The sequence below is a fragment of the Tissierella sp. genome (assembly GCF_031460495.1).
GTDB lineage: Bacteria > Bacillota > Clostridia > Tissierellales > Tissierellaceae > JAVKTS01.
Genome location: NZ_JAVKTS010000001.1, coordinates 345,520 through 363,468, shown reverse-complemented (window position 1 = coordinate 363,468; position 17,949 = coordinate 345,520). Strand labels below are relative to the sequence as shown.

The following is a 17,949-nucleotide window of genomic DNA, read 5'->3' as shown; positions in this document are numbered from 1 at the left end:
ATTAATCTATTATAAACTCTTTATTTTTTCTCTTCAAAAGCCATTTTAGACTGATTACAAGTAGGACATTTCCAATCATCTGGCAAATCTTCGAAACTTGTCATAGGCTCTATATCATGAACTTTATCTCCTCTTTCAGGTCTGTAAATATATCCACATACTGTGCATTTATAATCTGTCACCTCATCACCCTCCATTATTATATTTTTTTGCATATTACTATTATACACCATAATTAAATCTATCCTAATACATTTTCATAAAATTTATATCCTCTCTATTATATCCTATGAAGGTGATAATTCCTTATTCAAAAATTAATTAATTTTTTACTTGACATATTTTGTAATTACAATTATAATAAGATTGTAACCATTACAAAGTAGTAATAGTTATTATTCATTAAGTCTAGTGATCTATGAAATAAGGATGTGAATTAGTTGAAAACTACTTTTGAAAATTTATCACAGGAATTGAAAAATAAAAACATTCGTCTTTCACACCAGAGACTAAAGGTGTTGGAGTATATGACTAATAATAGATGTCACCCTACTGTAGATCAAATTTACAATGATCTTCACAAGGAAATACCTAGCTTATCAAAAACTACTATTTACAATACATTAAAAACATTGATTGAAGCTAATTTAGTCAAGATCATCAACATAGAGGATAATGAAACTAGATATGATATAGTGACAAATAACCATGGACATTTTAAATGTCAATCTTGTGGAAATATATATGATTTTGAAATAAATATAGATTCCTTTAACTCAAAGGATTTGGATTACTTCAAGATTGATAGTAAAGATATATATTTCAAGGGTGTTTGCCCAAATTGTTGCAAAGAAGATAATTATTAGGCCAATTGAGCCTATTATAATAAATTAAATTAATGGAGGAGATAAGAAATGAGTAAAACAATTGATAATTTAATGGATGCATTTGCTGGTGAATCCCAAGCAAATAGAAAGTACTTAGCTTATGCAAAGAAAGCAGAAGCAGATGGAAAAATTAATGCTGCAAAATTATTTAGAGCAGCTGCAGATGCAGAAACTATTCATGCTCTTAAACATTTTCAAGTAGCAGGTAAAGTAGGTACAACTGCAGAAAATCTTCAAGATGGAGTTAATGGTGAAACATATGAGTTTGAAACTATGTATCCTCCATTTATAGAAGCTGCTGAAGCAGAAGGAAATAAGGCTGCTGTTCAAACATTTACTTATGCTATGGAAGCAGAAAAAGTTCATGCAGGACTTTATAAGGAAGCACTAGAAAACATTAACAATGAAGAAGAAATCTTCTACTATCTATGCCCAGTTTGTGGAAATATTGAAAAGTTTGTTCCAGAAAAATGTAGTATATGTAATGTAGCAGGATCAAAATTCATTAAATATTAAGATTTTGCACTGAGAAAATAATCTCAGTGCATTTTTTCCTTTTGCTAGGTAGGTTTTCATGATAATATAGTAATAACAAGTATCAAGATAAAAAATTCTATAGTATAATAAGATTACTATGTTTTAGAAAAGAGGAGAATTTATGAAGAAAAAAGTAATATTAGGTATGAGTGGAGGAGTTGATTCTTCTGTTTCTGCCTTATTGCTTAAAGAAGCAGGATATGAAGTTATAGGATTATTTATGAAAAACTGGGATGAGAAGAATGAATATGGAGAATGTACTGCAACTCAAGACTCTGAAGATGCAAGAAGAGTAGCTGACCAACTGGATATTCCATATTATACAATAAACTTCGAGAAGCAATATTGGGATAAAGTCTTTACCTATTTTTTAGATGAATATAAAAAAGGAAGAACTCCTAATCCAGATGTAATGTGCAATCAAGAAATAAAGTTTAATGCATTTTTAGACTATGCTTTAAGTCTAGATGCTGATTATATTGCTATGGGTCATTATGCACAAGTTAAAGAAAATCATGCTGGATATTGCCTTGTTAGAGGTAATGATCAAAATAAGGATCAAAGCTATTTTCTTTCTAGAATAGGTCAAAAAGCCCTTTCAAAAACATTATTTCCTATAGGGCATTTGGATAAAAAGCAAGTTCGAGAGTTAGCTGAAAAACATAATCTATATACTGCTGAGAAAAAAGACTCGACAGGCATATGCTTCATTGGAGAAAGAGATTTTGATGAATTTTTAGATAAATATCTTCTGGCTAAAGAAGGAGATATGATAGATGTAAATGGCAAGAAGGTAGGCAAGCACAGTGGTCTAATTCACTACACTTTAGGTCAAAGAAAAGGCATAGGTATAGGAGGAGTTGGAACAGGAGAACCTTGGTTTGTAGCAGGAAAAAATCTAAAGGAAAATATTCTTTATGTTGCACAAGGAGAAAATAATCCTGCCCTCTACTCTACTTCTTTAATAGGAGAATCACCATCTTGGATATTGGAGAAAGCTCCTAGTATGCCATTAAAATGTACAGCTAAGTTTAGATATAGGCAAAAGGATATTCCTGTCACTGTGAATATATTGGATAATGGAGAGCTTCATATAAAATATGATAATCCTATAAAAGCAGTAACACCAGGTCAAGTAGCTGTACTATATCAGGAAGAAATATGCCTGGGAGGATGTATAATTAAATCCATAGAGCCATTAGATAATAAATACCTATACCTCAATCACAGTTAGATAAAGACTCGTCTTAAGACGGGTCTTTTATTTGTTTTGTGGAAAATTAATTCGAACCATTTCAACAAAGAAGAATAGACTAATTAGAGGGTTAATATAGTTATTCATAGTAGAAGAAGGGAGGTTGTCATGGAAATAATCAGGTACAAACAGATCCAACAAGTTCAGTTAATTGTAATAGTATTAAATATGGCTACATCAATATCTAAATTACTTATTGGTGTTTTTATTAACTCAGTTTCAGTAACAGCAGATGGTCTGCATTCCATGGCCGATGGTTTAAATAATGTAGTAGGTATGGTGGGTGTTTATTTTGCCTTCCAGCCTGTAGATGAGAAGCACCCTTATGGGCATAGAAAGTTTGAAACTCTGACAACTTTGTTTATCAGTGCTCTTCTAATAGTTACATCTATAGGCCTACTGAAAGGAGTCTACGACAGAATTATAAATCCTGTGATTCCAACAGTTAACAGTATTAGCTTTATTATTATGCTATTTAGTATTATAGTTAATATTGCTATAACTAAATTCGAGAAAAAAAAGGGAATAGTTCTACAGAGCGATTTTTTAATTTCAGATGCTACTCACACCTTGAGTGATGTATTCGTTTCAATGTCTGTAATGGGTACTTTGCTTGCAATCAAGCTTGGATTTCCTTGGGTTGATATATTGGTTTCAATTTTAATTTCAATGCTTATTGCTAAAGCAGCTATTGATATCTTAAAGAATGGTGCAAACATCCTTTGTGATGCCAGGGTTCTAGATCCTAGTCAAATTTCCAATATTGTTTATGAATTTGATGAAGTCCTTTCTTGTCATAAAATTCGCTCCAGGGGCTGTGCAGATGATATTCATTTAGATTTGCATGTAGTAGTAGGTGATGATTTGACTCTTGAAAAAGCCCATAGCCTTGTCCATAATATTGATAACCTGTTGAAATCAAGGCTTCCAGGTGTGACAGATGTGAATGTTCATGTAGATCCACTAGATTATTACAGAAAGAAAATAGATCAAACAGCCAATAGCTCTTAGACTATATTTATATGCAATGATACTGAATCAATTATTCTTAGCTTTTGATTGAGAAAGGTGTGCCAATGGCACACCTTTAAATATAATTATTTAATTTCCTTATTCTTTTGTTTATCCATCAACAATAAATCTGCACAATAATTAATGATGTCACTTCTTTTGATAATTCCAATGAATATTCCTTGGTCATCAACTACTGGAACAAAATTCTGGTTTTTTGATTGTAAGATTAAATCCTCCATATTTGCACTTATGGATACTGTCTTACTTTGGGTATTTCTTTTAACATCTTTTATTGGTATCTTGCTTGTACCTTCTATTGTCAGATCATTTGTATTCTTAAGTGTCCAAAGTAAATCCCCTTCAGTAATGGCTCCAATATATTTACCCTTCTTATCAATAAGTGGTATGGCAGTATATCTATGATGTTCCATTTTCTCTAGAGTTTGCCTCATAGTTGAATCGATTACTTCATACACAGTTTCACTTTTTGGTGTTAGAAAAAATGCTATATTCATATTAGTTCCTTTCTCATCTGAAATTAATTTTAATATTAAATAGTTTTTAAGTGGTAATAACTCCACCCTTTATTTTATAGTTTCTCTACAAAATAGTCAATCCCCATAGCATCTTTTGTAGGGGGTAAAAAAATTTAATACATTATTCACTGAGCCACGAATAGAGACATATAATCCTAAATCAAAACTTGTTAAGTTTGCTGTTGATTATCTAATAAGGTTAGGGCTAGCTGCAATTGAAAACCATAATCAGAGTCTGTTAAATCATTCTCTAAAATATCTTCACATTTTTTTATCCTATATTTTATGGTATTTCTATGCAAAAACATCCTACTTGCTGTAGTAGTCACACTACATCTGCATTCTAAATATACTTGTAAAGTCCTACGTAATTCTATTATCATCTCATCTGTGCTATAAGCTAATTCTTTTAATATATGCAGGCAAAAACCTTGAATCTGCTCATTAGATACTGATTTTAACAAATCTGAAGCATTTTTAGGCCTGTAGTATTTGATAAATGAAATATTTTCTTTCCCTTCACCATATCTATAGCTTTCAATTGCTTCTTTATAAGAAAATCTAACAGAATTAATATCTACCATACTATTTCCATAGGAAAATATAATTTCAATCTTAAATATTTTGAGTACCATATCATGGATATCTGATAATATACCATGTATATCAGAAAAACTTCCTTGTAATAATATTACATATCTAAAATATGATGTTTCTGGGAATACAATTATTCTGCCATTGCTAAATCTTCTTAATTCCTTCTCCATCCAATCATATATCAATACATATTGTTCTTCCTTGCTTGAAAAATTGGCATCATTATACTTATCATCTTTAAAGGTTTCTAAATTACCTAATATTATCGTATAATCCTCTGAGTCACGTAATCCAAATTTCTTACCTATGTCCATTAGTTGATGTGGAGTCCAAAATTCATCCTTATATCTATTGACTAAAATATTTAAAAACTCTTCCTTATTTTTGTGAGTATTGCCTAGTATATATAGGTTTTTATGCATTGAAAGTCGGAATATAAGAAGGAATTGTTCAATAACCATTTCTGATAAGGCTGTGACTTGGTTTTTGTTATCAAAGACAAAAATATAATAATAATTTTGTCCTACATTATTTATTGGATATATGGAGGTCTTTTCTACTTGAGAATTTTTAATCGGCTGAAATTCCCCACTCTTTCTATTATATAATTCATATTTATGGAAGGTGTTTTCTGCTAAAGCTATCTGCCCCTTGGTGCAGGATGAGTTGTAGCTAATGATTTTACCAAATGGATTCATTAATGCAACTGACTTTTTTAAAACATGGCCTAGGTTATTGAGCAAATTATTTATTGAAGCTCCTTGCATTACGAGACTTGAAAACTTTTTTTGTGTATTTAGAGCTAATAACAATTCCTCATTCTGATTGCTCCATAAATAGGATAATAGATCATGATATACTTCCCCCAATGTGAATTCAAGAGGGATTTGTAATAAAGGAAATCCTAACTCATCAGAAATTCTTATAACTTCTTCATCTAATTTATCGATAAACCTGCCAAGTTTAATTGCAAGTCCTGAACAAGAAACATCGTTTAAGCTGCTGATTAAATTTACTAAGCCTTCTTGGTTGTCTTTATAAGACATTGCAGTAGTTATAAGTAAAGAATTTGGTGTAAGATAGGTTGCCACATCTGGCGTTTCAGTTGATTCAACTGTTACAATTCTTCTAGTTAAATCTGCTTTTTCATTTATTACTTTAAAATTCTTAAATTTCTCTATTTTTAATATTTCTTGAACTATCATCCTATTACCTTCACCTTCCGTTCTTAATATTAATTAAACAACCTCTTTAATTACATATTATTTGTTAATATTCATCTTGTCATACCTTTATTTTAGTATAACTTAGAGGATTAATCAATTAAAAAGGTAGATCTCCAACAAATGGAAAACCTACCTTTTTAAAACTTATTCTTCATTATTATAATTAATATTAATACTTTTTTCTTGTAATTTTACATATGAATTCTAGTTCCAGTATCTCCCTTGATTCCTTCCTTAGCCTTCTCTAACAGTGTAATTAGTGCAGATCTGCCCGCTTTAGACCCTGCAAAGTCCATTGCAGCTACTATCTTTGGTAACATGGAACCTGGTGCAAAATGCCCTTCTTCTATATACTTTTTAGCTTCTTCTATACTTAAATCAGATAGCCACTTTTCATTTTCCTTTCCAAAGTTTATTGCAACCTTCTCTACTGCTGTTAGGATTATTAAGAAATCTGCATCCAGTTCTTTTGCCAATAAACCACTAGCAAAATCCTTATCTATTACTGCATCTATACCCTTTAAATTATTTCCCTCTTCTATAACTGGTATACCCCCGCCTCCACAAGAAATTACTAATTGTCCACTTTCTACTAAAGCTTTTATTGAATCAATTTCAACTATTCTTATAGGAGCTGGTGAAGGTACTACCCTTCTATATCCTCGTCCTGAATCCTCTACAATGACAAAACCATGCTCTTCTTTAGCAAGATTTGCTTCTTCTAATGACATAAATCTTCCAATTGGCTTTGTTGGATTTTGAAAGGACGGATCTTCTCTATCAACTACAATTTGGGTCATTATAGTAGTTACTGGAATATTTTGAATTTTTCTATTTAGTAATTCCTCTCTAAGTGCATTTTCCAAATCAAATCCTATATAAGTTTGACTCATAGCTCCAGAAATATATAGTGGTATAGATGAACTTGACATTGCATTGTGTATCATACCTACCTGGGGACCATTTCCATGAGCTATTACTACCTCACAGCCTTCTTCTATTAAGTCTACAATAGCAGTGGCAGTTGTTTTAACTGCTACTTTTTGCTCTTCCAAGTTATTTCCTAAAGCATTACCACCTAAAGCTATTACTATTCGTTTTTTCTTATTCACAATGATTCCTCCTAGCTTTCTTAATTCTTATTTAGAATATCATAGTTTAACTCGTTTACATCTTTAGCTATAAGCATTGAAATTAAAGCATCTATATCTACATTTAGAACCGTCCTAAACATACCTGAAAACCAATCTATTCCCGATAAAAGAACTATTCCTTCCAATGGTAATCCTATGCTTGGTATTACTATAGTTAAAGCAACTAGTCCCCCTCCAGGAACTACTACAGTACCTAAGCAAGCCAATGTAGATAATGTAATTATTCTTATTATATCCGTAATACCAATCTCTATATTATAAATCTGCGCAACTGTAATGCATGCTAATGTTAAAAACATTGCTAATCCATTACTATTTAGAGTCATTGCCAAAGGGTTAACCAGATTAGATATTCTACTACTTACACCTAATTTTTCTTCACTATCTTTCATCTTAATTGGCAAGGTAACCGCTGACGATGTGGTGGTAAATGCCATCATTGTCATATTTGTAAGTTTTCGTGCTATAGTTAAAGGACTCACCTTACAGTACATGGCAGTAAATGTAATAGTTATAATAAGATGTATTATAGTACCAATTCCAAGTAAAATCAAGAATTTAATTAAAGGCAATATAACCGATAGACCTATAGTTCCCGTAGTATATGCTAAAAGTGCCCCAATTCCAAAGGGAGCTATTACCATGATCTTACTAATCATATTGATAATAACTACATTTAAATCCTTAACCCACTCAAGAATCACATTACTTATCTTCTTTTCACGAAGGGTACTTAAAGTCGCACCAAACAATACTGCAAAAACAATTACTTGAATCATATTTCCACTTGCCATAGAATTAATTACATTTGTAGGGAAAAAGTCTACAATTAATTGACCTAATTCTTGTACAGGTTGTTCTACTATGGCGCCTTTAGCTTCAAGGGTGATGCCACTTCCTGGTTTTAAAAAGCTACCTAGGCTTACTCCTATAACTCCTGACAAAATAGTAGTTATCATAAACCAGAACATCATCTTAACACCTAACTTCCCAAGATCCTTGGTATCTAAATTTCCAACTGATTCAATTACTGCTCCCATTATAAGAATGACTACAGACATTTGAATTAGTCTTAAAAATATGTCTCCTAAGATCTTGAGATATTTTGCATTATCTCCAAGTAATAAACCAGCTATCATTCCAATAATCATGGCCATAAGAATTTGTTTTATTGTTGAAAGTTTTTTCGCTTTCATATTTACCTCCATTTTGAGCTTTAAATATAAATTTATTCCATATTAGTATTTTTTTGATGCATTAAGTGCAAAATTTATTCCTGTTAATATTCCTGATAAAATATCTGCGCCAGAGGTATTACCTAGTTCCAAAAGTTCATCAATATATTTTCTAACCTCAATAATATTAACTGATTTAATAGCATTATAAAGATTAATCAATGTACTTGAATACATCTGACAAAAAGCACATTTATAATAATTTATACTTATATCAGTTGTATACTTATCAATGACAATTAAATTCTTTAGTTCCTCAACAAAAATATCTCCTAAAATAGGAGTTATCTCATTTATATATAGTATTCCTTGTAAAAAATCATCTCCTGAAGGAGTCAATCCAATTCCTCTTCCTACTAGCTTTTTCAAGATTCTCTGAATATCAAGAGAATTTGAACTGTTAAATTTTGAACACAAGTCTTTTACAAAATCTTCCTTTAAATTAGATAACTCTCCAACTGTTTTACCAAATCCAGTCATTATATTAATGTCTGCAATCTCTAGCATAATGGCTAGATTTTCCAAAGATATTACATTTTGATTAGTTATTAATCTATTGTCAATTATATGGGCATTGCTAAAATCAATAAAAATTTCTTTTGACTCCAATCCATTAAGTCTGTCATTCCAATAGAGATAATCTTCGTGGATTTCCGTAAAACTCTTATCCATACCATTTTCTAATAATACCCCAAGGGGTGGAAAATTAATTTTTCCTACACCAATGAAAGAAAGTTTTCCTTCTATATTTAAATTTATACCATTGTTAAATCTACTATGGATTTTATAAGGACCAGGGGATAGCAGTTCAAGCATTTGCCCAGATACCTTTGATGCTTTTAATAATTCCTTCACTACTATCCCACACTCCCTTAATTCTCTATTATTTATTTATAAATCTTAATTTTCTTTAAATCCTAGTTTTTTTGCATAAGCTAAAATGGCCTTTTCAAAACATTCAATTGGTGGGTGCACTGTTCCTGCGCCTATTTGACCAAAGCCTGCTATTTTATGTGCAATACCTGTATTAATAACAGGAGTTATTACTTTTTCAACAACTTTTCTGGCATCAATTCCTAGACAAGCTCCTTTGAAACTCCATGTAGGAATTATAAAGTTTGGATTATGTCCTATACATATCTCAGCCATTTCATTGCTTATTTTTAGAGCATCATCAAACCCACCAGTTCCTACAAATCTAGTTACAGCAGGTGCTGCTATCATTGCCATTCCACCTACACCAAATGCTTCAGTTATAGCACTATCCCCTAGATCAGGGCTAGCATCCTCACTGTCGTAACCAGTAAAGTATAAACCTTGTGGTGTATTTACTGGAGCTGTAAACCACTCATCACCCATACCACTTATACGAATACCAAAGTTTTCTCCATTTCTACACATGGCTGTAACTACAGTACCTTCTTCAATCATTCTTGCACCATCCATCACAGCCTTGGAGCATGCCATCATAATATTTAGGAAAAACTGATCAGTATCAGCTAAAAATTTGATTACATCTTTTCTTTCCTTTTCATCAATATCTAGTGATAAAATTACTGGAGTTACTTCCTTCAAAAATACAAGGGAAGCTGCTATATTTCTTTGATGGAATTCATCTCCCATTGCAATTGCCTTTGCAATCATTGGATTTACACTTAATCCACCTTCAAATGTACGAAGTGCTTTGCCAAGAACTGGACCAAGTACATCTCTCATCCAATTTAATCTGTTAATTACTTCTTGAGAGTATGCTCCAAATCTTAGAACCTGACCAATACCTTCATTCATTGTACAATATGCATAATTATTATCTGTAACATTTTTAGCTACAAATACAGGCATATGTGCTGAAGTTATACCACCCATTGGGCCAACTGCATTTACATGATGACATGGAATGAATTCTACCCCTCCTGATGACAATAGCTTATGAGCCTCATCTTCATCTTTTGCCCAACCTTCAAATAGAACTGCTCCTATACAAGACCCTTGCATAGGACTCGCCATATTTTCCCACAAGATTGGTGGTCCAGCATGTAATAAAACCTTCTTGTCCCGTAACTCTTCTATTACAGTATGTGCTGGAACTACATCTAAAATAACAGGCACAGCAGCAACAATCTTTTGGATGACGGCCTGATTTGCTTCATCAATTGTTATATATTTCATTTGCAATTCTCCTTTTCCTATAATCCATATCCTCTAAGAAATTGTAAAACCTTGATCATTCTTACATCTCCGCCTGCTGGTGGCGTCCAATTATACTGAACTACCTCTGCTTTAAAGTCTTCTAAAACATCAGCGAAGCTTTTTAATCCGATATTTATTACTCTAGGTTTATTTTCTATTAACTCTATTAATTTCTCAGATAACTCTGGGTTATTAGATTTTCTTAAATTTCTTGGCAATATTTCTTTTTCCAATTCTTCATATTTATGTCCAATAAGGTATAGTGCCATTTCTACTGCCATTTTGTTAGTATCACATACAATAACACCTAAATCTTCCATTTGCTTCTTTTGGAAATCAAAGTTTTGGATATCCTTTTTTGTTCCGCATATAGTAGTCACAAAGAAAAGCTTTCTATTTTCTTCTTTAGCTTTTTCTTGTAATGATTCAATACTTTTGGATAATTCTCCTGCCATATTTTCATGGGATCCATATCCTAAAACTATATCAAGTAGTATAACACCAGTAGATTTATCATTTCCTGCATTTTTCATATATTCAATTCTTGTACTGGCATCTATCATTGGATGTGGCTTACCCTGTGTATATTTATCATCACCTAAATCTATTACTTCATGGCCTGCTACTTTTAGAATATACCCTTCACTTGTTTCAGTTTTTGTAGGTAATTTTAATGTATCTTTTAATAATATAGCAGCTTCAGATGCCAATGTTCCTCCTGAGTAATAGGCTTTAATTGTCTTTTCTTCATCTTTATTAAATCGGTCATCATGTTCAATTACATAATCTTCTAACTCAATTGATTCATTTCGTACAAGTTTTACCGCTATCCTTGCTGCTTCATCTAATGTATATGCATGATAGAATCCATTCTCATGGGTTTCAGGTTTTTCACCTAGGAATAGAGTGATCACTGGCTTTTCAATTGATTCCAATCTTTTTACAATCTTATCTCTAACATGCTTCGCAGGTGGTTTTGATACTATTATCATAACTTCTACACTAGGATCATTTGCTAATACATTAATAGAATCAAGCATGGTAATTCCACCAACTGTAGCAGATAAGTCCCTGCCACCTGTCCCTATAGCATTAGTTACTCCTTCTCCAAGTCTATCTATAATTGTTGTTAACTCTTGAATTCCAGTACCTGAGGCACCAACTATGCCTATTTTTCCCTTTTCTACATAGTTTGTAAATGCAATTGGAGTACCGTGTATTATACCAGTACCGCAATCAGGTCCCATTACCAATAGCCCTTTCACATGTGCCTTCTCCTTTAGGCGAACTTCATCTTCTAAGGATACATTATCACTGAAAATAAATACATTCAGATTTTCATCTAATGCTCTATCTGCTTCCATAGCAGCATAGGTTCCCGGAATAGATATTACAGCCAAATTTGCATCAGGTAATACACTAGTAGCTTGTTCCCAAGACTTTACTGCTTTATCCTCATTCCCACCATTAGATTTAGCTGATTGATTGTTTAAAAAGTCATCCGTTTCTTTTGCTACTATTTCTTCAATATTCTCTAATTCAGTATCTATAACCATTACCATATCATTTGAACTTGCACTTACAAGTTCAGAGGTCTCCATTCCACTCGCTTTAAAAATATCTTTATTAGCTGGAGTTCCCATCATTATAGATACCTTATTTACTCCATCTATGGAAGATATTTTATTTGTCAGTAACATCAATACAACTGAATCTTGATAACTTCCTTTTTTTACTAAGGTTCTTAACATATATAAACTCCTTCCTATTCAGCAAACTTATTTTTATGGTCATATCTATCGTAATGAATATCATCGCTAATTAAATATTCATAGATATCATCAACTATTTCTATGCCGCCTGTATTTTCATATTTTTCTTTTCTTAATAAGCCTCTCTCACCTGGATAATAAACCTTATCAAATCCCGGTGCAGGTTTTACTTCACTTAATTCTGTCAACACTTTAGACATGTTTTCTTTAAACATATCTATATCTATAAATCTTGATGGATCAATTACTATGTGTAGTTGACCAAGATCTCTTCCCTTTGATAAATCATCATACATAGAAGATACATGCTTACCGAATGGTAAGCCTAACATTACTCCCGATAGAACATCTACCATCATCATTAAACCATATCCTTTTGCACCAGAAATTGGTAATAAGGCATTAACTTTAGTTGAGTCTGTAGTTGAGTTTCCATGTTCATCAACAGCCCAATCACTTGGAATTGGCTCTTTCTTAGAACGAGCAACTAATATCTTTCCCCAGGACTGTACTGTAGTAGCCATATCAAATATAACTTTTCTTCCATCTGAAGTTGGAACACCAAATGCTATTGGATTTGTTCCATAATAGGGCTCACTTCCTCCATATGGTACTGCCATTGGATCTGATTGACATAGTGATATAGCTACTAAATCATTATCTGCAGCCATTTCCACATAATAACCCAAACTTCCACTATGGGAGATATTTTTTATCCCTACCACTGCAACACCAGATTCTTTCGCCATCTTAATAGCTTCCTCCATTGCATTGGTAGCTGCAACAAAACCATTCCCATTATCTCCATGATACATACCACTTGAAGGGCCCGTTGCTTCAAATCTAAAGTTTGGATTAGTATTTATACCGCCTTTAGCAATTCTTTCAGAATAGTATTCTACTCGAACAGCGCCATGGGAATGAATCCCCCTAGCATCAGCCCATGTTAATATTTCTGCTACTTTATCTGAGTGTTCATCAGATAATCCTGCCTTCACAAATTTATCTTTCATCAATTTTTTTAATTCTTGTTCATTAAGCTTCATGTCTTTGCCCTCCTATAGTTTTACAGCTTAGGATCCCTATTACAGTCTTTTGAATAGATGTATGCAAAACTTTCATCTCTTCCAATACCATAAGCTGCCTGTAAGCAATATGCACTCATAAATATATAGTCTCCCTTTTCTACAGGTACCCACTCATTATCAAGGTTATACATTCCTTTTCCAGAGAAAATATAGGCACCATGCTCTGCGAAGTGTGTCTCAATATATCCATGGCTTGCACCAGGTTTAAATGATAAAATGTGGAAGTTCATGTCAAATCCAAAGTTATTAGTAGCTGGAAGGAAGTTTTTTATTATTACATCTGTCATTCCTTCATATGCTATTTCTTCTAAGTCATTACTATTTCCAATGACGGTATGGGCTTCATATCCTTCTATCTTGTCATAAAGTCTCTTATATAAAAATCCTTTTGCTGGTGTATCCCCAACATTTTCAAAATACAGTTTTTTTCCAGCAGGGCTAAAGATATATCCCCCATTAGTTAGTTCTTCAGACTTATCATCATTCCATACCTTTACATTTCCTTCGAATATATAGAAGAAAACCTCTACGCCATCTCCACCAAATCCTAAATGATTTTTTCCGTCTTCTTTAATTCCCACTAAATAATCTACAAAGCTTGCACCAATCTTTGGTGAAGATAGAATCGTAAGATCACAGTTCTCAAATCCTACAATTGCATTTGTTACAATTCCATCTGGTTCAATTAATGCATAGTTATCTTTTTTTACAATTGATCGATTTTCTAATATACCCTCTCTATAGCCCATTACTCCATTTATATAACTCATTTTGAATCCTCCTAACATATTTTTAGCAGTGAAAGCAATTGAGTTACAATTGCTTTCATCTTATAATTAATTAAGCTTGTTTGTTTACTAAATTTCTATTATTTGCAAATATGAATATAACTGTTCCTATGATCAATAATCCTGCTCCAATATAGAACCCTAATTCACCTGAACCTGTTTTATCTATTATATAACCTGTAAATGCAGGTGCTACTATTGAGGATGACATTCCGAAGAAGTTGAACATGCCTAATGTTGTAGCAAGTTCTTTTTTATTTGCAGTATCTGATATATAAGAAATCAATACTGGGTCAACTGCCATTTTACCCAAGAATCCATAAGCTAGAAGAATACCAGCTAGTAAAGTTGCATTTGGAACTAACATAGATAATGCTATAAGAACAAAAGCAGCTAGTTCTAAACCAATAATTATCTTAGACTTTTTATCTCTTTTCTTATCTGACTTATGTGCAAAATACAGAGCTCCAGGAACTGCTGTTACTGAAATCATAGATGTTATTATACCTATCATCCCACCTGTAATTCCTCTTTCAGATTCTAGGAATTTTGGTAACCATGTTACTATCAAATAATATGTGTAGCAAGTCGTAAAATATAAGATATAACAAGAAACCATTTTAAAACTGAATAATGACCTTTTTTTAACATCTGTGTTTACTACTTCTACCTTTTCAACTTTAGCTTCTCTAACTACTGAAGTATTTTTGATTGCTAATGCAAACCATACTACCATAAGAGCAATCAATGATGCTGAAATTATAACCATAGTTTGCCATGGTAATCCTAAAGTTTTTACTATATAACTTGAACTTGTCATACCAATAATCATACCTAATGCTGAACCACTATTTACTATAGCTGTTGCTAAACCTTTCTTTTCTGCTGGTACATGTTGTGCTGTTAGAGAGAATGCTGCTCCGTAATAAGTTCCACAACCTACTCCTGCTAATACACTACCAACATAAATCATCATTAGACTTGTTGCCCGTGATATAGAAAATGCACCTAATGCAAATATAATAAATCCTGGAATTAAAATCTTCTTTTGTCCAAATTTATCCACTAGGAAACCTGATGGGATTTGCATAGATGTATATCCAAAGAAATAGCAGCTAGCAATTAGACCCATTGCTGCATTTGTCTGCAATCCTATAGTGCCTTGAATCTCAGAATAAATTGGTGACAACATTGCCCTATAAATCCAAATAACTACCCAGCCTAAACAAAATGTAAATACAATTGTTTTCCAATAATCCTTTGGTAAAACATTTAATCCTTTTTTTTCGTCCATTATTATATCCCCTTATTTTTAGTATGCTAATTTGTAAATAGTTGCTGCTAAAGCTTCTATACCTTGTTTCAAGTCTTCAAGCTCAGTAAATTCTTTAGGGTTGTGACTTATGCCCTTTACACTTGGAACAAATATCATCCCTGTATTGATTCTAGGCGCAATAATCTGTGAATCATGACCAGCACCACTATGCATTAATTTATAGTTTAGATTTTGTTCCTTACATGCTTCTTCTATTATATTTATAACTTCCTTGTTCATAGGAACAGGTTCTTCATCCATCCATCTATCAATTTCTATTTCAACATTTGATTCTTTAGATATACGTTTCATATCTTCTTCAATAATAGCAGTAAAATCCTTTAAGAATTGACTATCAGTATGTCTACAGTCCATAGTAAATTCTGCATACCCTGGAACTACATTTACTGTATTAGGCTTAACATTGATCTTTCCAAATGTTAATACAAGAGGATTACCAGCTTCTTTAGCTTTATTAATTGACTCTGTTACGATTTGAGCAAACACCTGCATTACATCTCTACGATATTCCATAAGAGTAGTACCTGCATGGTTGGCTTCTCCCTTTAAAGTGATGTTGTATCTTCTTTGGCCAACTATACTAGTGATAATACCTACAGATTTCTTTTCCATCTCTAGTGCATTCCCTTGCTCTATATGAAGTTCTACAAAGGTTTTTACATGAGATAAGGATGATTCATTATTGGACTTAAAATCAAATCCACTTTCGTGCATTGCATCTACAAATTTCGTACCGTTTTCATCAACTATATCTATTACATCTTCCTTTTTTGTTAAACCCAATAGGTTTTTGCTACCCCAGAATACATAAGGGAATCTACTTCCTTCTTCTTCTGCCATGGATATAACTTCAATATTCTTTTTAGGCTTTCCATAAGTCTCTAAAAGATACTTAATAGCTAAGAATCCTCCAAATATACCCAATGCCCCATCTAATTTACCGCCATTTACAACTGTGTCTACGTGAGAACCAGTAGCTATTGTTTCTTCAGAACCCTCAGTTCCTTCAACACGGCCAAAAAGGTTACCAACAGCATCAAACTCTGCTTTCATCCCTATGCTTTCAAACTTTTCTTTTAGTGAGTTTTGGGCATCTAGCCACTCTTTTGTATATAAGAGTCTAGTTACCCCTCCGCTTTCAAGCAGACCAAAAGAGGAAAGCCAATTCATAGTACTACTAATTTCATTTGTATTTATAGCCATACCTTTCATCCTCTCAAATTTTTTTAAGCATTATATTCACTTGTTAAGCTAATCTTATAAAATTCAATTCACATTATCTATGTCCATATTAGATAATAATGTTTATGGTTTTTGTTAACTTTGTACAATGATAGAAAGAGAAATTAAATGATAGAATAAGATTAATATTTATTGTTAAAAATAGATATTAAATATAGGATGGTAATTTATATGAAAAAAAATACATTTGAAATAATCAACATTAAGATATCTGATCATCAAAATGCTTTCCTTTACAAAAATAAAGGAATTAAACCCAAAGCAGTTTTATTATATTTTCATGGTGGTGGATTGTTATATGGGAATCCAAATGATTTACCAGATCTACATTTAGAAAAGTTTTGTGAAAACAATTATGCTATTATATCTTTTGAATATAGATTAGCACCCAAATACAAATTGCCTGATATCCTCTCAGATGTAATATTTTGTATAAATTGGTATCTTGATAATCGATATAAGTTTTTCAACCTTGATATATCATATTTTCTATGGGGTAGGTCTGCTGGTGCTTATCTTGCTTTATTAGCTGCAAGGGAAAAATATAAGGAAAATCCTCTTGGAATATTATCATATTATGGATACGGTTTTTTAGAAGAATTTTGGTCAAGTACTCCAAATCCCCACTATAATAGTTTGCCTAAAATAGATGAAGAATCAATTAATAATATATTAAGTAAAGAAGACAAATCAATCAATAGTAGATACGCTCTATATGTATATGCTCGTCAAAAAGGTACATGGTTGTCATTAATTTATGATGAACCAATTAAATATTTATTATTAAAATACTCTTTAAGAACATTTAATAATTATCAGGATTATCCACCAGTTTTTCTTACCCACAGCTTTTATGATCCTGATGTTCCCTGTGATGAATCAAAATCCCTTCATAGGTTGATTCCTAAATCAGAGCTATTTCTTGTATCATCAGATGTACATGATTTTGATAGATATGTGGAGAAATCTAATACTATGGAATTATTAGAAAGAAGTTTAAGTTTTCTAAATAAAAATATAGCTAGGTCCATTTCGACTTAGCTATATTTTTTGGGTCAGATCAGAGGATGGGTGAATTCTTTTGTATTCTGA

General features: G+C 32.2%; 17 protein-coding genes. 5 read left to right on the top strand and 12 right to left on the bottom strand.

Features of this window, described 5'->3' with window-relative positions; translation table 11 throughout:
• Positions 1 to 20: 20 nt before the first annotated feature.
• A complete protein-coding gene (locus tag RIN63_RS01720; protein WP_310442926.1) occupies positions 21 to 182 on the bottom strand; it encodes a rubredoxin in 162 nt (53 codons plus the stop codon).
• A gap of 258 nt (positions 183 to 440) precedes the next feature.
• Between RIN63_RS01720 and RIN63_RS01715 the strand changes: the two genes are divergently transcribed.
• From RIN63_RS01715 to RIN63_RS01700, 4 genes are all read left to right on the top strand, one after another.
• A complete protein-coding gene (locus RIN63_RS01715) occupies positions 441 to 866 on the top strand; it encodes a Fur family transcriptional regulator (RefSeq protein ID WP_310442925.1) in 426 nt (141 codons plus the stop codon).
• Positions 867 to 914: 48 nt separating this feature from the next.
• Entirely contained in the window at positions 915 to 1,403 is a 489-nt protein-coding gene (locus tag RIN63_RS01710) for a rubrerythrin family protein (RefSeq protein ID WP_310442924.1), read from the top strand.
• A gap of 142 nt (positions 1,404 to 1,545) precedes the next feature.
• Entirely contained in the window at positions 1,546 to 2,658 is a 1,113-nt protein-coding gene (gene mnmA, locus RIN63_RS01705; RefSeq protein ID WP_310442923.1) for a tRNA 2-thiouridine(34) synthase MnmA, read from the top strand.
• 129 nt (positions 2,659 to 2,787) lie between these two features.
• The gene (locus tag RIN63_RS01700) at positions 2,788 to 3,690 is read left to right on the top strand and encodes a cation diffusion facilitator family transporter (RefSeq protein ID WP_310442922.1); all 903 of its coding nucleotides are present in this window, start codon (positions 2,788 to 2,790) and stop codon (positions 3,688 to 3,690) included.
• 86 nt (positions 3,691 to 3,776) lie between these two features.
• Here RIN63_RS01700 and RIN63_RS01695 read toward each other — a convergent pair whose 3' ends face one another.
• The 11 genes from RIN63_RS01695 to allC form a co-directional block, all read right to left on the bottom strand.
• On the bottom strand, positions 3,777 to 4,208 hold the full coding sequence (locus RIN63_RS01695; protein ID WP_310442921.1) for a CBS domain-containing protein: 432 nt from the start codon (positions 4,206 to 4,208) through the stop codon (positions 3,777 to 3,779).
• A gap of 191 nt (positions 4,209 to 4,399) precedes the next feature.
• On the bottom strand, positions 4,400 to 6,031 hold the full coding sequence (locus RIN63_RS01690) for a PucR family transcriptional regulator (protein ID WP_310442920.1): 1,632 nt from the start codon (positions 6,029 to 6,031) through the stop codon (positions 4,400 to 4,402).
• A gap of 212 nt (positions 6,032 to 6,243) precedes the next feature.
• Positions 6,244 to 7,164 (bottom strand): carbamate kinase, encoded by a 921-nt coding sequence (gene arcC / locus RIN63_RS01685; protein WP_310442919.1) that lies wholly within the window; start codon positions 7,162 to 7,164, stop codon positions 6,244 to 6,246.
• 20 nt (positions 7,165 to 7,184) lie between these two features.
• Entirely contained in the window at positions 7,185 to 8,402 is a 1,218-nt protein-coding gene (locus RIN63_RS01680) for a dicarboxylate/amino acid:cation symporter (protein WP_310442918.1), read from the bottom strand.
• Positions 8,403 to 8,444: 42 nt separating this feature from the next.
• Positions 8,445 to 9,296, bottom strand: coding sequence for a DUF2877 domain-containing protein (locus RIN63_RS01675; protein ID WP_310442917.1), 852 nt, complete (start codon positions 9,294 to 9,296; stop codon positions 8,445 to 8,447).
• Positions 9,297 to 9,341: 45 nt separating this feature from the next.
• Positions 9,342 to 10,610 carry a DUF1116 domain-containing protein gene (locus RIN63_RS01670; RefSeq protein WP_310442916.1) on the bottom strand — a complete coding sequence of 423 codons (1,269 nt, stop codon included), beginning with the start codon at positions 10,608 to 10,610 and terminating at the stop codon, positions 9,342 to 9,344.
• Between the two features lie 17 nt (positions 10,611 to 10,627).
• Positions 10,628 to 12,382: an acyl-CoA synthetase FdrA gene (gene fdrA / locus RIN63_RS01665; protein WP_310442915.1), complete on the bottom strand. Its 1,755-nt coding sequence runs from the start codon at positions 12,380 to 12,382 to the stop codon at positions 10,628 to 10,630.
• A gap of 14 nt (positions 12,383 to 12,396) precedes the next feature.
• Positions 12,397 to 13,449, bottom strand: a complete 1,053-nt coding sequence (gene allD, locus RIN63_RS01660; protein WP_310442914.1) for an ureidoglycolate dehydrogenase — start codon at positions 13,447 to 13,449, stop codon at positions 12,397 to 12,399.
• Between the two features lie 20 nt (positions 13,450 to 13,469).
• Positions 13,470 to 14,261 carry a (S)-ureidoglycine aminohydrolase gene (gene allE / locus RIN63_RS01655; protein WP_310442913.1) on the bottom strand — a complete coding sequence of 264 codons (792 nt, stop codon included), beginning with the start codon at positions 14,259 to 14,261 and terminating at the stop codon, positions 13,470 to 13,472.
• Positions 14,262 to 14,331: 70 nt separating this feature from the next.
• On the bottom strand, positions 14,332 to 15,573 hold the full coding sequence (locus tag RIN63_RS01650; protein ID WP_310442912.1) for an MFS transporter: 1,242 nt from the start codon (positions 15,571 to 15,573) through the stop codon (positions 14,332 to 14,334).
• Positions 15,574 to 15,591: 18 nt separating this feature from the next.
• Positions 15,592 to 16,818 carry an allantoate deiminase gene (gene allC / locus RIN63_RS01645; RefSeq protein WP_310442911.1) on the bottom strand — a complete coding sequence of 409 codons (1,227 nt, stop codon included), beginning with the start codon at positions 16,816 to 16,818 and terminating at the stop codon, positions 15,592 to 15,594.
• A 210-nt stretch (positions 16,819 to 17,028) separates the two neighbouring features.
• Between allC and RIN63_RS01640 the strand changes: the two genes are divergently transcribed.
• Positions 17,029 to 17,898: an alpha/beta hydrolase gene (locus RIN63_RS01640; protein ID WP_310442910.1), complete on the top strand. Its 870-nt coding sequence runs from the start codon at positions 17,029 to 17,031 to the stop codon at positions 17,896 to 17,898.
• Positions 17,899 to 17,949: the final 51 nt, after the last annotated feature.